13 protein-coding genes, 1 tRNA gene and 1 riboswitch are annotated in these 15,519 nt (G+C 71.5%); of the genes, 10 read left to right on the top strand and 4 right to left on the bottom strand.

The window, feature by feature from the left end; all coding sequences use genetic code 11:
• The first annotated feature begins 328 nt into the window (after nucleotides 1-328).
• The 5 genes from topA to ABFX51_RS17350 all read left to right on the top strand — a co-directional run bounded on the left by topA (nucleotide 329) and on the right by ABFX51_RS17350 (nucleotide 7,983).
• A complete protein-coding gene (topA, locus tag ABFX51_RS17370; protein WP_346054265.1) occupies nucleotides 329-3,019 on the top strand; it encodes a type I DNA topoisomerase in 2,691 nt (896 codons plus the stop codon).
• A 55-nt stretch (nucleotides 3,020-3,074) separates the two neighbouring features.
• Nucleotides 3,075-3,860 (top strand): ESX secretion-associated protein EspG, encoded by a 786-nt coding sequence (locus tag ABFX51_RS17365; RefSeq protein WP_346054250.1) that lies wholly within the window; start codon nucleotides 3,075-3,077, stop codon nucleotides 3,858-3,860.
• 114 nt (nucleotides 3,861-3,974) lie between these two features.
• Entirely contained in the window at nucleotides 3,975-4,481 is a 507-nt protein-coding gene (locus tag ABFX51_RS17360) for a hypothetical protein (protein ID WP_091515937.1), read from the top strand.
• 110 nt (nucleotides 4,482-4,591) lie between these two features.
• Nucleotides 4,592-6,658, top strand: coding sequence for a bifunctional MFS transporter/dTMP kinase (locus ABFX51_RS17355; protein ID WP_346054249.1), 2,067 nt, complete (start codon nucleotides 4,592-4,594; stop codon nucleotides 6,656-6,658).
• 134 nt (nucleotides 6,659-6,792) lie between these two features.
• The gene (locus ABFX51_RS17350; protein WP_346054247.1) at nucleotides 6,793-7,983 is read left to right on the top strand and encodes a DNA polymerase III subunit delta'; all 1,191 of its coding nucleotides are present in this window, start codon (nucleotides 6,793-6,795) and stop codon (nucleotides 7,981-7,983) included.
• A gap of 45 nt (nucleotides 7,984-8,028) precedes the next feature.
• Here ABFX51_RS17350 and ABFX51_RS17345 read toward each other — a convergent pair whose 3' ends face one another.
• Nucleotides 8,029-9,663 (bottom strand): hypothetical protein, encoded by a 1,635-nt coding sequence (locus ABFX51_RS17345; protein WP_346054246.1) that lies wholly within the window; start codon nucleotides 9,661-9,663, stop codon nucleotides 8,029-8,031.
• A gap of 116 nt (nucleotides 9,664-9,779) precedes the next feature.
• On the opposite strand from ABFX51_RS17345, the gene ABFX51_RS17340 reads away from it, so the two are divergent.
• Nucleotides 9,780-9,853, top strand: a tRNA-Thr gene (locus tag ABFX51_RS17340).
• Nucleotides 9,854-9,911: 58 nt separating this feature from the next.
• Here the strand turns inward: ABFX51_RS17340 and ABFX51_RS17335 are convergent.
• Nucleotides 9,912-10,763, bottom strand: coding sequence for a helix-turn-helix domain-containing protein (locus tag ABFX51_RS17335; RefSeq protein WP_091515852.1), 852 nt, complete (start codon nucleotides 10,761-10,763; stop codon nucleotides 9,912-9,914).
• A 104-nt stretch (nucleotides 10,764-10,867) separates the two neighbouring features.
• Here ABFX51_RS17335 and ABFX51_RS17330 point away from each other — a divergent pair, with 104 nt between their 5' ends.
• Nucleotides 10,868-11,623 carry an SDR family oxidoreductase gene (locus ABFX51_RS17330; protein ID WP_346054245.1) on the top strand — a complete coding sequence of 252 codons (756 nt, stop codon included), beginning with the start codon at nucleotides 10,868-10,870 and terminating at the stop codon, nucleotides 11,621-11,623.
• Nucleotide 11,624: 1 nt separating this feature from the next.
• Here ABFX51_RS17330 and ABFX51_RS17325 read toward each other — a convergent pair whose 3' ends face one another.
• Together ABFX51_RS17325 and ABFX51_RS17320 are read right to left on the bottom strand one after the other, a co-directional pair.
• Nucleotides 11,625-12,242: a class I SAM-dependent methyltransferase gene (locus ABFX51_RS17325; protein ID WP_346054244.1), complete on the bottom strand. Its 618-nt coding sequence runs from the start codon at nucleotides 12,240-12,242 to the stop codon at nucleotides 11,625-11,627.
• Nucleotides 12,239-12,871 (bottom strand): Pr6Pr family membrane protein, encoded by a 633-nt coding sequence (locus ABFX51_RS17320; protein WP_346054243.1) that lies wholly within the window; start codon nucleotides 12,869-12,871, stop codon nucleotides 12,239-12,241. The genes ABFX51_RS17325 and ABFX51_RS17320 overlap by 4 nt, the downstream gene beginning before the upstream one ends.
• Before the next feature lie 93 nt (nucleotides 12,872-12,964).
• On the opposite strand from ABFX51_RS17320, the gene ABFX51_RS17315 reads away from it, so the two are divergent.
• The 3 genes from ABFX51_RS17315 (at nucleotide 12,965) to ABFX51_RS17305 (ending at nucleotide 15,506) form a co-directional block, all read left to right on the top strand.
• Complete coding sequence (locus ABFX51_RS17315; RefSeq protein WP_091515844.1) at nucleotides 12,965-13,546, top strand: TetR/AcrR family transcriptional regulator; 582 nt, start codon at nucleotides 12,965-12,967, stop codon at nucleotides 13,544-13,546.
• Nucleotides 13,547-13,556: 10 nt separating this feature from the next.
• The gene (locus ABFX51_RS17310) at nucleotides 13,557-14,078 is read left to right on the top strand and encodes a gamma carbonic anhydrase family protein (protein ID WP_346054242.1); all 522 of its coding nucleotides are present in this window, start codon (nucleotides 13,557-13,559) and stop codon (nucleotides 14,076-14,078) included.
• Between the two features lie 55 nt (nucleotides 14,079-14,133).
• Nucleotides 14,134-14,220, top strand: a riboswitch (ZMP/ZTP riboswitch).
• 17 nt (nucleotides 14,221-14,237) lie between these two features.
• Nucleotides 14,238-15,506 carry a serine hydroxymethyltransferase gene (locus ABFX51_RS17305; RefSeq protein WP_346054241.1) on the top strand — a complete coding sequence of 423 codons (1,269 nt, stop codon included), beginning with the start codon at nucleotides 14,238-14,240 and terminating at the stop codon, nucleotides 15,504-15,506.
• The last annotated feature ends 13 nt before the right edge of the window (nucleotides 15,507-15,519 follow it).

Raw genomic sequence — 15,519 nt, 5'->3', positions numbered from 1 at the left:
TGGAACCGTCACCGAAAGACCCCGCGAAGCACGTGTCCCGCGTCACGTGCTAGGTGTGGAAAAGAAACGCCGTCCAGGTCGGCGCCGATGCGCTTCACACGGGAAGGCGGCGTGTTGAGCCACCTGGGCGGACATGACCGGCCATCAGCGTGCACACTGGCTGGTTGATACAGCGTCGCCGAGCGGGCGACGGGAATGAGCGGAGAGCGACAGCGTGGCAGCACGGACCAAAAGCACCGCGGCGCGGAGCGCCTCGTCCGGGGGTGGCGGCCGGGCGACGGGTGGGACTGACGGCGAGGCGACCAACGGCTCGGGCCGTCGGCGGCTCGTGATCGTCGAGTCGCCCACGAAGGCCCGCAAGATCGCTCCCTACCTCGGCCGCGGTTACGTGGTCGAGTCCTCGGTCGGCCACATCCGCGACCTGCCCAGGGGCGCGGCCGACGTGCCGGCGAAGTACAAGGGGGAGGCGTGGGCGCGGCTCGGCGTGAACGTCGACCACGACTTCGAGCCCCTGTATGTGGTGAGCCCGGAGAAGAAGGCCAAGGTCACCGAGCTCAAGAGCCTGCTCAAGGACGCCGACGAGCTGTACCTCGCCACCGACCCCGACCGCGAGGGCGAGGCGATCGCGTGGCACCTGCTGGAGACGCTCAAGCCCAAGGTGCCGGTCCGCCGCATGGTGTTCCACGAGGTCACCGAGCAGGCCATCCGCGCCGCCGCGGCCGACACCCGTGACCTGGACGCCGACCTCGTCGACGCGCAGGAGACCCGCCGCATCCTCGACCGGCTCTACGGCTACGAGGTCTCGCCGGTGCTGTGGAAGAAGGTCATGCCGAAGCTGTCGGCCGGCCGCGTGCAGTCGGTGGCGACCAGGATCATCGTGGAGCGCGAGCGCGAGCGGATGCGCTTCAAGTCGGCGTCGTACTGGGACATCTCCGCGACGATGGACGCCGGTGAGGACGCCACGCCGCGCACGTTCCCCTCGCGGCTGATCTCCGTGGACGGCGCCCGGCTTGCCACCGGTAAGGACTTCGGCTCCGACGGCAAGCTCAAGACGTCGGCGAAGGACGTCCGCGTGCTCGACGAGACCGGCGCGAACCGGCTGGCCGAGGGCCTGCGCGGCCGGGACTTCAAGGTCGCCAGCGTCGAGGAGAAGCCGTACACGCGGCGCCCGTACCCGCCGTTCATGACCTCCACGCTGCAGCAGGAGGCCGGGCGCAAGCTGCGGTTCTCGTCGGAGCGGACGATGCGCATCGCGCAGCGGCTGTACGAGAACGGCTACATCACCTACATGCGCACCGACTCCACGACGCTGTCGGAGTCGGCGATCACGGCCGCCCGCAGCCAGGCCACCGAGCTGTACGGCAAGGACTACGTCTCGCCGAGCCCGCGCCAGTACAACCGCAAGGTCAAGAACGCGCAGGAGGCCCACGAGGCGATCCGGCCGGCCGGTGAGGTGTTCCGCACGCCGGGCCAGGTCGCGGGCGAGCTGGAGGCCGACGAGTTCCGGCTCTACGAGATGATCTGGCAGCGCACCATCGCGTCGCAGATGGCGGACGCGAAGGGCACGACGATGTCGGTCCGGATCGTCGGCACCGCGAGCACGGGCGAGGAGTGCGTGTTCTCCGCGTCGGGCCGCACGATCACGTTCCCCGGCTTCCTCAAGGCCTACGTCGAGGCGGTGGACACCGAGTCCGGCGGCGAGGCCGACGACAAGCAGAGCAGGCTGCCGCAGCTGGTGAAGGACCAGGGCCTGACGGCCGCGGACCTGACGCCGGACGGCCACAACACCACGCCGCCGCCGCGGTACAGCGAGCCGAGCCTGGTCAGCAAGCTGGAGGAGCTGGGCATCGGCCGCCCGTCGACGTACGCGTCGATCATCAACACCATCCAGGACCGCGGCTACGTGTGGAAGAAGGGCTCCGCCCTGGTCCCGTCGTGGGTCGCCTTCGCGGTGGTGGGGCTGCTGGAGCGGCACTTCGAGCGGCTGGTGGACTACGACTTCACCGCCGCGATGGAGGACGAGCTCGACCGCATCGCCTCCGGGGACGAGCAGCGCACGCGCTGGCTGTCGCGGTTCTACTTCGGTGGCGAGCAGGGCGTGGACGGCTCGATCGGCCGGCTCGGCGGGCTGAAGAAGCTGGTCGGGACGGGTGTCGAGGACATCGACGCGCGCGAGATCAACTCGATCCCGCTGTTCACCGACGACCAGGACCGCACGGTGTACGTGCGCGTCGGCCGCTACGGGCCGTACTTGGAGCGCGAGGTCGACGGCAAGTCGCAGCGCGCGAACCTGCCCGAGGACCTGCCGCCGGACGAGTTGACGGCGGAGATCGCGGAGAAGCTGTTCGCGACCCCGCAGGAAGGCCGTTCGCTGGGCACGGATCCGGTGTCGGGGCACGAGATCGTGGCGAAGGAGGGCCGCTTCGGCCCTTACGTCACGGAGGTGCTGCCGGAGCCCGAGGAGCCCGCGGACGGCAAGAAGACCAGCAAGGCGAAGAAGCCGAAGCCGCGCACGGCGTCGCTGTTCAAGTCCATGGACATCGAGACCGTGACCCTCGAGGACGCGCTGAAGCTGCTGTCGCTGCCGCGGGTCGTGGGCAAGGACCCGGAGTCGGGCGACGAGATCACGGCGCAGAACGGTCGCTACGGCCCGTACCTGAAGAAGGGCACGGACTCGCGCTCGCTGGAGACCGAGGAGCAGCTGTTCACCGTCACCCTCGAAGAGGCGCTGAAGATCTACTCGGAGCCGAAGCGCCGTGGCAGGCAGGGTGCGGCGAAGCCGCCGCTCAAGGAGCTGGGCAACGACCCGGTGTCCGGTAAGCCCATGGTGGTCAAGGACGGCCGGTTCGGTCCCTACGTCACGGACGGGGAGTTCAACGCGACCCTCCGCAAGGCCGACAGCATCGAGGAGCTGACCGCGGAGCGGGCGGCCGAGCTGCTGGCGGAGAAGCGGGCGAAGGGGCCGGCCCCGAAGCGCAAGGCGCCGGCGCGCAAGAAGGCGGCCGCCGCGAAGAAGTAGGGGTCGAACAGGCGTTCGACCAAAATTGTCGGTACCCCGGTGCAGACTGTCCCCCATGAGCGACGCACCCGGGTTTCCGACGGTCTTCGAGCTGGTCGACGAGGTCATCCGCCCTGTGGCGAGGGCGGTGCCCCGCCGGCCGTCCGTGCTGCGGTACTACGACCCCGAAGGTGATCCCGAGCTGCCGATGGGGCCGCCCGCGGCCGGCGTCGTCGAGGAGGCCGAGCGGCAGACCAGGTGGCACGCGGCGCTCGGCGCGCTGGGGCTGTCCCGTGAGGGCGAGCTGACGCCGGACGCGCTGGCGTTGTTCCGGGTCCTGCGGCGCGGCCCCGTGCGGGGCGCGGTCACGGCGGTCTTCGCCGACCGGCTGGTGCCCCTGAGGATGCACTTCTTCGGCGACCGGGAAGCGTGTGCCGTGCTCGAGTACAGCGGCGCGAGGGTCGCGCTCAACACGGGCCCGGCCGGGGAGCTGCCTGCCAGGGTCGCGGCCCGCCTCCCGCGTTGCCCGGCGGGGCCGGGCGAGATCGTGCGGATAGTGGCGGATCCGCTGGGCCGGGTGTCACCGGAGCAGGCGGCCGGGGTCGCCCGGCTGCGGGCGCTGGCCGCGCGGCCCAGGACGGGCACGGCGGTGTTCGACCTGACGATCGGGAGCAGGATCCTCGCCGAGCACCCGCGGGGTGCGGTCGTCCTGTTCGACACCGACCTCGGCCGGTACCTGCTGATCACCGCCCTGCTGCCGGAGGGTGACTGGGTGCTGTACCTCGCGCCCGCCACGCGGCAGCACGTCGCGCACTGGATCGGGCACTCCGTGCTGGCGCACCTGGAGGCGGCATGCGGCTGATCGCCTGTGCGCTGCGTGATCTTGTCCTTACCCGGTTGGGCCAGTGCGGGCGCCGGATCGCCCACTACCCTGGACGGAAAGCGGGCGAGGGGCGAGCGAGAACAGGGAGTGGTCATGCCTGCCAGGAACGACGAGTTCGGCGACGGCACGCAGAGCGGGTTGCCGCCGGTGACGTTCGGCGACGCGCTGTCCGGCTCGCTCGACGATGGCGACGACCACGACGACTTCAAGCTGACCAAGGTCGCTTCTCCGGTCCGCCCGGACCCCTCCGCCGTGCGCGAGCTGGTGGACGCCGCGATGTCCGAGGGTGGTGGCGGGTCCTCCGAGCGGGGGGCCATGGTGGACCAGGTGCCGCCCGCGGTGCCGGCCCAGCCGATCCCGCCCGCGCAGCCGCTGGGCATGCTGCCGCGGCAGCGGTCCCGCCCCGGGCTGCTGTCCCGGGGGCGGCCGCAGCTGCGGATGCCCCGGTTTTCCCTGCCCCAGCCGAACGTCCGGCGAGTGCGCCCCTCCAGCGGGTCCACCGCGATGATCGTCGCTATCCTGCTCATGATCATCTTCGCGGTGGTCGCGATCGAGTTCCTTTCGAGCCTGATCAGCAGCATCTCCGGGCTGTTCGGCTAGCCCGAAGCGGCCGCGCTCCACCCGACGGAGCTACCCTGACGTCACCGGTCCGGTGACGCGGTGGCGCATGCCCAGGGAATCTTCACCGGCACCACGGGCAACCAAATGGGGTGGGTCGGATCAGCGAGGGCGTGCAGACGAAAGCCGAGGCGGAGGCGCCGGCTGGTCGGGACGGGTCCACGATCTACCGCGCCCGGCGCGTGCTGGCCATCCGTCCCTTCCGGCGGCTGTGGGGCGTCACGTACCTGTGCAGCGTGGCGGACTGGCTCACGATCCTGGGGGTCACGAGCCTCGCCACGAAGCTGACCGGGAACTACACGGCGCAGAACTTCGCGTTCACCGGCGTGCTGCTGTCCGCGTTGCTGCCCGGGCTGATCTTCGCGCCGCTCGGCGGGCTCCTCGCCGACCGGTTCGACCGGCGCAAGGTGATGTTCGTGGCCGACCTGCTGCGGTGCGGGTTCGTCATGTCGATCGCGTTCGTCGGCACGGGCTGGTGGCTCTACATCGCGAACTTCCTGGCCAGCGCCAGCGCGATGATGTGGATCCCGTCGAAGGACGCCGCGGTGCCGAACCTGCTGCGCAGGCCGGACCAGGTGGAGACGGCGAACCAGCTGGGCATGGTGATGACGTACGGGCTGGCGGTGCTCTCCGCCGGCGCGATCTACTCGATCGTCACCGGCATCGGGCCCGCGCTGCACCTGCCGCCGTCGCTGTTCGGCGACCTCGGGTTCGCGAAGGTCATCGTGCTGCTCATCGGGCTGCTGTACCTGACGAGCGCGATCCTGATCATCACGCGGATCCCGGAGCTGTCGAGGCGGAACGTGCACCCGCCGGTCGCGGTGGCGCCCAAGCCGGTCGCGGACGCGCCTTCCGGCGGCCTGGCCGGGCTGGTCCGCGACGGGGCGCGTTTCGTCAGGAGCACGCCGCTCGTGCGGGGGCTGCTGATCGGTGCGGCCGGTGCGTTCGCGGCCGGTGGCGCGGTGGTGGGTTCGGCCAAGCCGTACTCGTCGAGCCTGCTCGCCGGGGACGCGGCCTGGGGCCTGCTGCTGGTCGCGGTGTTCGTCGGGCTCGCGACGGGCATGGGCGGGGCGCCGAAACTGGCGCGGCGGCTGCCGCACGACCGGCTGTTCGGCATGTCGATCGTGGTGGCGGGGCTGGGGCTGATCCTCGTCGCGCTGTCGCCGCACCTGGCGGTGTCGCTGGTGGCGGTGGCGATCGTCGGCGCCTGCGCCGGTGCGGCGTTCCTGACCGGCGTGACGATCATCGGCTCGCAGGTGGACGACGCGATCCGCGGCCGGATCAACGCGATCTACCAGTCGATGATGAAGATCATCGTGTTCGGCTCGACGGCGGTCGTGCCGCTGCTGATCGGGTTGACGAAGCCGAGGACGGTGCAGGTCTGGGGCAACCCGATCATCATCGACGGCACGCGGCCGGTGATGCTCGGCGGCGGGATCCTGGCGGCGATCGTCGGCGTGATCGCGTACCGGCAGATGGACTCGCGCCGCGCCGAGACGATCATGGCCGACCTGCGGAACGTGATCCGGCGCCGGCCGCGCCGGGCGAACGGCCTGCTGATCGCGCTCGAGGGCACCACGGCCGCCGACACCGCGAACCAGGCGGCGAGGCTCGTGGAGTGGCTGCGCTCGGTCGGGCCCCGGCCGGTCGTGTTCGCGGCCGACCCCGCGCTCGACGACGAACGGCTCGCGAAGCTGGTCACCGGTGCGTCGCTGTCGGGTGCGCGGGCGCAGGCGCTGGCCGCCGCCGCGGTGCGGGCCGACATCGTCGAGCGTGACGTGCAGCCCGCGCTGGACGCCGGGTCGATCGTGGTGATGGAACGGTTCGTGGACTCGCCGCTCGCGCACCTGTCGGCCGTGGCCGGGCTGGACTCGAAGGAGCTGGAGGGCCTCGCCGACTGGGCGACGGGCAGGCTCCGGCCGGACGTGACGGTGCTGCTGGACGCCACCCCCGTCGACGGCGACCCGGGCCCGGTGTCCATCGAGGACCAGTGGCGGGTGCAGACGCTGCTCAGCGAGATGGCGGCGGCCGACCCGGACCACTACATCGTCGTGGACGGAGACGGCGACGAGGACGAGGTGGCCGAGCGCGTGCACAGCGCCGTGCGGGCGGTGCTCGTGGGCCGTCGCGCGGGGCTCGCGCCCCTGGAAGCGGTCTAGCAGAGGGAGCTGGCCGAGCAACTGCTGCGACGGCCCGATGGCGCCGACACCGGTGGCGGCGGTGCCCGGTCGGATGGCAGGGTGAGCGGCGCCCGGGCAACGGGTGGACGTGTGCGGAGTGCGGTGGAGGCTTGATGGGATCGGTCTGGTCTCAGCTCGTCGGGCAGGAGCCCGCGGTGGAGGTGCTGTCGTCGGCGGCCGATGCGGCGGCGAAGATCGTCGCCGGTGAGCCCGTGCCCGCGGGCTCGATGACGCACGCCTGGCTGCTGACCGGCCCGCCCGGGTCGGGGCGCTCGGTCGCCGCGCGGACCTTCGCCGCGGCGCTGCAGTGCGTGACCGGCACCGGCTGCGGCGAGTGCACCGGCTGCCGCACCGCGCTGCACGGCACGCACGCCGACGTCCGGCTGGTCGTGCCCGAAGGGCTGTCGATCTCCGTCGCCGAGATGCGGGCGCTCGTCCAGGCCGCCGCGCGCCGCCCCACGACCGGGCGCTGGCAGGTCGTCATCGTCGAGGACGCCGACCGGCTCACCGAGGGGGCCTCGAACGCCCTGCTCAAGGCCGTCGAGGAGCCGCCGGACCGCACGGTCTTCCTGCTGTGCGCACCCTCCGACCACCCCGAGGACGTCTCGGTCACCATCCGCTCCCGCTGCCGCCTGGTGAACCTCCGCACGCCTCCGCGCGAGGCGATCGCCAAGGTGCTCGTCGAACGGGACGGCGTGGACCCGGAGCTGGCGGAATGGGCCGCGGCGGTGTGCGGCGGTCACGTCGGCCGGGCCCGGCGGCTCGCGACGGACGAGCAGTCACGCAAGCGCCGTGAGACCGTGCTGCGCATCCCGCTGGGACTGCGCCGCCCCGCCGACGTGTTCGCCTGCGCGGACGAGCTGATCGCGGCGGCGGAGGGTGACGCGACGGAGGAGAGCAAGGCCCGCGACGAGAGCGAGAAGGCCGAACTGCGCAACGCGATGGGTGGCGACGCGACCGGCAAGGGTGTGGCGGGGGCGAAGCGCGCGGCCGAGGCCGCCGTGAAGGCCCTGGAGAAGCGGCAGAAGTCCCGTGCGACGCGGACGCAACGGGACACGCTGGACCTCGCGCTGGTCGACCTCGCCGGCTTCTACCGCGACGTGCTGGTCACCGCCAGCGGCGCGAAGGCCGTGCTGAACCACCCGGACCACGCCAACGACGCCGTCGAAGCGGCCCGCACCTGGACGCCGGAGTCCACGCTCCGGCGCCTGGAAGCGGTCCTCGCCTGCCGCGAGGCGATCCTGTGGAACGTGAAACCGAGGATCGCCGTGGAGGCCATGGTCACCGCTCTCCGCCACGGCTGACCACGCCGCGGCCGACCCGGGGGCCGGCCGCGGCACGCGCGGTCGCTACGAGCGGGGCCTCGGCGACGGCTTGACCACGGCGGCCTTCCGCCGCCGGTTCGGGATCGCCGCCACCAGCACGACGCCGAGCAGGAGCATGCCGGTCCCGGTCCAGAACAGCGGCACCGCCGAGTAGGCGCCCGCCGTGTACGCCAGCTTCGCGGGCACGCCCGGAGCCGGGTTGCCGACGGGTGTCACCGGGGTGGTCGTGCCGCACACGACGCCGCCCGTGGGGGTGTAGGCGCGGCCGATCTGCTCACCGAGCGAAAGCTGCGCGAGCGACGACGGCAGGGAGCTCGCCTGACCGGCGGGCAGCAGGTTCTTCAACGCCGTCGTCGGCAGCACCTGCAGGTCCAGCATCCGGGCGGACGCGCCGAGCTGGTAGCCCTCGAACGGCGTGGTCAGCTGCTGGCCCTTCTGGTTCAGCTCGCCGATGCTCAGCCGGAGCACGCCGAGGTCCAGCACGGTGCCCGCGGTGTCGCTGACCTGCTGCAACCCCTTGGTGGCGGTGGCGACGAGCCCGCCGACGACCGGCAGGTCCTCCACCGGCCCGAGCTGCTTCGACAACTGCTCCAGCGGCAGGCCGATCGGGATGTCCTTCGTGGGGTGCTGCGCGTCGAGGGTGTACAGGACCGTGTCGCCGCGCTGGATGGTGATCACCGGCGCCGAGTACTCGACCTTCGAGGTGGCCTTGTCACCCGTCGACGTGACCTTCAGCGTCGGCTGGCTCACGACCTTCAGCGACAGCTCCAGCGGTGTGCCCTTGAGGATCTCCACGTCCGCGGCCTGCAGCGTCGACACCGACTGGACGGCCTTGTTCTTCGAGCCCGGCAGGTCGACCAGCTGGACCACCGAGCGCGACGACAGCGTGTTGGGCAGGCTCAGCAGCGAGCCGGCGCCGTTGGCGGCGGTCTGCCCGCCGCCGGAGAGAAGCCCGCCGAGCGACTGCAGCCCCTTGGCCGGGTCGAAGCCCTCGGCGAGCGACGGCAGGTTGGTCAGCCCGCTCAGGGGCAGGTTCGGCATCGAGGGGATGACGTTGAGCAGCGACAGGCTCGCGATGGAGGTGCTGGCGTCGGCGATCGTGCCGACGCACGGGCCGAGCGTCTCGCTCCAGCGGGCGTGCACGTTGCCGTTCAGCAGGCCCACGTTGAGCAGCGGGTTCTGGGGCGCGTTCAGCCCGCCGCTGATGCCCTTCTCGTTGTCCGGCAGCGCGGTCTGCGTCAGGCTGCCGGGCGCCTGCGGCGCGTTGCCCGCGACGGCGAGCCCGAGCGGCGACGACTGGGCGATCGCGCGCTCGTAGGTCAGGTACGACTCGGAGTTCGCCTGCGCGCTGGACAGGCCCATGCCCGCCTCCAGCGCCGACTGCTTCGGCAGCTCGCTGCCGTAGCCGGGGAGGATCGTCGTGGTGTCGACGGCGTTGGGCAGCAGGCGCAGCACCCCGAGCGCGGCCGCCGCGTCCGCGACCGCGTGCCCCAGCGGCTGGGGGTTCGACGGCGACGAGATCGGTGCCTGGCTGGGGTTGGCGGGCTGGGGGATGGGCGTCGTCGGGATGGTGCTGTCGGCCACCGCCGGGGTGGCCGCGAGCACGAGCACCGCGGCGGACACGGGCAGAGCCAGCACACGAGGCAGGCGTCGGCGCATGCGGGAGTCCCTCCAGGAAAGCAACCGGGCCGGCTGCTGTGACCGGCGTCGCGAAGCCTAACGAGGCAGGGGGTGGGAAGTGACGACAGGCGGGCCGCTACACTCGTACGTGCAACGCCGCCTTAGCTCAGTCGGCCAGAGCGGCTCACTCGTAATGAGCAGGTCGGGGGTTCGATTCCCCCAGGCGGCTCAGGCGTTGACCAGGCCCTTCCCGGGACACCGGGGAGGGCCTGGTTGTTTTCGCGGTCCTACACGTGGCTGGTCCGGTCCTGTTGCGCCGGCGAACCGGTGCTCGCCATGGACGCGAGGAGGCGCAGTTTCTCGTCGCTTTCGCTGCCCTGGTCCGCGTAGTACAGGACCAGGAGCACGCCGTCCACGGGGAGTTTGTCCCGGTGCAGGTGCAGTTCGCCGACGACGGGGTGGTTCACCGTGGTCGTGCCGCCGTCGAGGCCGCGCACGTCGTGGCGGGCCCAGAGGGTGCGGAACCGTTCGCTGGACAGGGCGAGCTCGCCCACGAGTTCCACGATCCGCGGGTGGTCGACGTCCTCACCGATGGAGTTCCGGAACGCGGCGATGAAGTTCTCGGTGGAGCGGGCCCAGTCCTTGTGGAACGCCTGCTCCTCCGGGTCGAGGAGCAGCGAGCGTAGCCGGTTGTGCCCCGGCTGGAGGCGCGGCGAGAGCGCCACCGCCAGCTGGTTCGAGGCGAGCACGTCGAACGCGCGCCCTTCCACGAACGCGGGCACCTGCACGCTCGCCAGCAGCTGGTACAGCCGCGGAGGCACGCGTTCCGGCTTGGGGCGCCGCCGCGGCCTCGGGCGGGACGCGGACAGGCTGAGGAGGTACTCCTGCTCGAGCTCGTCGAGGAGCAGCACCCGCGCGAGTGATTCGAGGACCTGCGGTGACGGGTTGCGGTCGCGGCCGCGTTCCAACCGCAGGTAGTAGTCCGCGCTGATGCCCGCGAGCATCGCGACCTCCTCCCGGCGCAGCCCGGGCACGCGGCGTTTCGCGCCCGCCGGAAGACCCACCTGCTCCGGGGTGACCAGCGCTCGCCGGGCACGGAGGTAGCTGCCGAGCAGGTTGGCGCGCTCGTCCTCGCTCATGTCTCCCACGCTAGTTCAGCGTGCCTCCCGTTGAGGGGGTCCTGGCAGGACCCTGGAAAACGGGGGTACTGCCTACGACCGGGAAACCGGCCAACACTGGATTCATGAAGATCAGCAACCGCACCGTTTTCATCGCCGGTGGCACGTCGGGGATCGGACTCGAACTGGGCCGCCGCTTCGCCGCGGCGGGCAGCACCGTCATCCTCGGTGGCCGCCGCACCGAGCTGCTCGCCGAGCTCGAGGGCGAAGGGTTCGCGACCGTCGAGATCGACGTGGCCGACCAGGACAGCGTCGACCGCGCCCGCGACGCGATCCTCCGCGACCACCCGGCGCTCGACGCGATCGTCACCATGGCCGGAGTCGGGTTCCCCGAGGACCTGCGCGACCCCGCGCACTTCACCGCCGCGAAGCAGACGATCGACATCAACCTCCTCGGCACCATCCGCGTCATCGACGCGTTCACCCCGCACCTGATCGGCCGCGGCACCGGCACGATCATCACGGTGTCCTCGGGCATCGGGTTCCTGCCGTTCCCGCTCATGCCGACCTACGCCGCGACGAAGGCCGCGGTGCACGCCTACTCCGAGGCGCTGCGCGCGCAGCTGGACGGCACCGGCGTCGAGGTCGCCGAGCTCGTTCCCCCGGCTGTCGCCACGCACATGGGAAGCGGCAACCCGAATGCGCTCGGCCTCGACGAATTCGCCACCGAGGTGATGGGCCTGCTCGAGACCGAGCCCACGCCACGCGAAATCCTCGTCGAGCGCGTGCTGATGCACCGGTGGGCCGAGCGGGACGGCACCTACGACGAGCTGGTCGCCCAGCGGTCCCGGGCGCTCGCCACGCTCCCCGGACGCCAGTAGGTCAGCGGGCGAACACGATCGCGGCCGGGGCCTTGTCGGCCGGGGTCAGGACGGTTTCCGACTCCACGGCGAAGCCGGCCGCGGTCAGCCACGTGCGCATGCGCGCGACGGGGTGCAGGTGGACGTGCACGTTCATCGGCAGCCCGCCGTAGCCCTGCGTCTTCCGGTTGATGCGGTCGCCCTCGTGGAAACCGACCAGCAGGGTGCCGCCCGGGCGCAGGACGCGCCTGAAGTGCGCGAACACGCCCGGTAGCTCCTCGGCGGGGACGTGGATCAGCGACCACCAGGTGATCAGCCCGCCGAGGGAGGCGTCGGGGAGGGGGAGATCCGTCATCGAGCCGATGGCGAACCGGGTGTCCGGGTACTCCCGCCTCGCCACGTCGATCATCCCCGGCGAGAGGTCGATCCCGAACGCGTCGAGCCCCAGCTTCCGCAGGTGAGCGGTCACGTGCCCCGGGCCGCAGCCGACGTCCGCCACCGGGCCACCGCTCACCAGGTCGGCGAACAACGCCAGCGTCGAGCGCACGTACGGGTTCTCCGTGGGCGAGTTCCGCACCTGGTCCGAGTACTGGACGGCGACCGTGTCGTAGGAGGTGCGGGTGTCGGCGAGCCAGGTCATGCCCGCGACCGTAGCCGCGGCAACCGCCGGTCGAGCAGCATCGCCGCCGCTGCCAGCGCCAGGAACAGCACCGCGATCACGACGCAGTTGAGCGCCACGCGCGGGTAGCCGAGCTCGTCCGCCTCCAGGAACGGGTACGGGTAGAACCCCGTGATCGCCCCGCGGACGAGCGTGAAGGCGAGCCACAGCAGCGGGTAGGCCAGGCTCCACCACACGATCCGCGGACCGAGCGTCCCGTGCGGCCCGAACAGCAGCCAGCCCAGCACGCCGAGGATCGGCGAGACCGTGTGCAGCAGCTGGTCCGCGACCGCGCCGGCCGGGCTCAGTTCCACGAGCCCGGCGAGCGCGACGTGGTAGACGACCCCGGTCACCGCGATCGCGAGCACCCCGTCGAGCCGCAGCGTGCGGAACACCGTGGACTTCCGGTCCGGATCCAGCGCGAGCAGCAGGCTGGTGCCGCCCACGAGCAGGTTGGACAGGATCGTGAAGTAGCAGAACACGTTCGCCACCCGTGCCGCCGTGGACGGGAAGAGCCCTCCCGTGTCCCCCGCGGTGACGACGAGCTGCACCACGATGCCCGCCGCGACGACCAGTGCCGTCAACCCGAACCAGCTGCGCGCGATCTTCATGCCCCGAAATGTACTGTCCACTGTAGTCGGTTCATGGGACGTGCGTCCTGAGAGTTAGGCTGCGTGTCCACATCGCACGGTGAAAGGGGTTTCGTGGCCGTACTGCCGCCGGGCCGACGCAACCGGCTCTCACCCAACCAGCTCGCGAAGCAGGAGCAGATCGTGGACGCGGCGCGCCGCGTGCTCGTCCGCGACGGGCTCGCCGGGTGCACCGCGCGGGCGATCGCGGCGGAGGGACCGCTCACGAAGAGCGCGATCCACTACTACTTCTCCGACATCGACCTGCTGATCGACCGCGCGATGGCGGCGCTCGTCACGGACTTCCTCACCGGGCTGCGCCTCGTCGCGGACAAGTACGACGACCCGCGCGAACGCCTGTGGGCCGTCCTCGAAAGCTACCTCGGCACCTTCGCCGAGCACCCCAACGCCGCCTTCGCCTGGTTCGAGTACTGGGTGGCGGTCGGCCGCGCCGACAACGTGCAGGCCGCCGAGGTCACGCTCCGCTCGGTCATCGAGCTGCTCACCGACCTGCTCGACGACGTCGGCATCGACGACCCGCGGGCCCGCGCCCGCGCGCTCCAGTCCTACCTGCTGGGCGCCGTCGTGCAGCAGCACGTCCGGCGGCGGCCCTTCGCGGTCCTGCGTGAGGAGATCGAACTCCTCTGCCTGGCATAGGGTGCGGTCCATGCCTCTGTTCTCCTTCGAGGGCGTCAGCCCGACCGTGCACCCCGACGCCTGGATCGCCCCCACCGCCACCCTGATCGGCGACGTCGTCATCGAGAAGGACGTGTCGATCTGGTACGGCGTGGTCATCCGCGCGGACTTCGGGAAGATCATCATCCGCGAGGGCGCGAACATCCAGGACAACTCGGTGCTCCACGTCAACGACGGCGTGTGCGAGGTCGGCCGGAACGTGACCGTGGGCCACATGTGCCTGGTGCACGACTGCACGGTCGGCGAGCAGGCGCTGATCGGCAACGGGTCGACTGTGCTGGACAAGGCGGTCATCGGGGAGCGCGCGCTCGTCGCGGCGGGTGCGACCGTGACGCCGAACACGGAGGTGCCCGCGGAGCACATCGCGATGGGCAGCCCGGCGAAGAAGTTCGTCCCGCTCACCGACTCCGCGCGAGCGTGGGTCGAGCACAACGCGGCCGTCTACCAGCAGCTCGCCCGGCGGCACGCGGAGGGCATCGCCCCCGTCGACTAGCCCACCCGTCGCCCGACCACCACCCCTGCCGGAGCACTTCGCGCGCAGTACTATCAGCCCGTCAAGCGACTGGCGCCGTAAGAGGTGGAGCACCACCGGGAAGCGACCGACGAGGCCGGCACCGCGCGCCTGGGTGTGGCCAGTGTCAGGAGTAGGGACATGACGCACCAGCCACCGATTCCGACCCTCACCGCCGCCGACCCGGAGATCGCCGGGCTGGTGGAGGACGAGGCGAAGCGCCAGGCCGAAAAGATCCGTCTCATCGCCTCCGAGAACTACGTCTCGCAGGCCGTGCTCGAAGCCACGGGCAGCGTGCTGACGAACAAGTACTCCGAGGGCTACGCGGGCAAGCGCTACTACGAGGGCCAGCAGTACATCGACCAGGTCGAGCTGCTGGCCATCGAGCGCGCCAAGTCGCTGTTCGGCGTGGACCACGCCAACGTCCAGCCCTACTCCGGCTCCCCGGCGAACCTAGCCGTGTACCTGGCGTTCGCGCAGCCCGGCGACACCGTGCTCGGCATGGCGCTGCCGGACGGCGGGCACCTCACCCACGGCTGGAGCGTGTCCGCGACCGGCAAGTGGTTCAACGCGGTGCGCTACGGCGTCCGCAAGGAGACCGGCCGCGTCGACCTCGACCAGGTGCGTGACCTGGCCCGCGAGCACCGGCCCAAGCTGATCTTCGCGGGTGGCACGGCGATCCCGCGCACGATCGACTTCCCGGCGTTCGCGGAGATCGCGAACGAGGTCGGTGCCGTGCTGGTCGCCGACATCGCGCACATCGCGGGCCTCATCGCGGGTGGGGCGCACCCGTCGCCGGTGGGCCACGCGCAGGTCATCACCACGACGACGCACAAGACGCTGCGCGGCCCGCGTGGCGCGATGATCCTCTCCGACGCCGAGCACGCGAAGGCCGTGGACAAGGCGGTGTTCCCCGGCCTGCAGGGCGGCCCGCACAACCACACCACCGCGGCCATCGCGGTCGCGCTGGGCGAGGCGGCGAAGCCCGAGTTCCGCGACTACGCGCACCAGATCGTCGCCAACGCCAAGGCGCTCGCGGAGGCGCTGATCGAGCGCGGCTTCGACCTGGTGTCCGGCGGCACGGACAACCACCTGCTGCTCGTCGACCTCACCAACAAGCACCTCGGCGGCAAGCCGGCCGCGCAGGCGCTCGACCGCGCAGGGATCGAGCTGAACTACAACACGGTGCCGTTCGACCCGCGCAAGCCGTTCGACCCGTCCGGTATCCGGCTCGGCACGGCGGCCATCACCACCCGCGGCCTCACCCCGGAGCACCAGCCGCAGATCGCGGAGTGGATCGACCGGACGATCGCCGCGGCGACCGCCGAGGACGAGGCGGCGCTGGGCAGGATCGCGGGCGAGGTGCGGGACCTGCTGGCCGCGTACCCGATCCCCGGCTACCAGGCCTGAGACGCGAAAACGG

This window comes from Amycolatopsis dongchuanensis (assembly GCF_039542405.1).
GTDB lineage: Bacteria > Actinomycetota > Actinomycetes > Mycobacteriales > Pseudonocardiaceae > Amycolatopsis_E > Amycolatopsis_E sacchari.
This window is presented reverse-complemented; position numbering and strand designations above follow the sequence as displayed.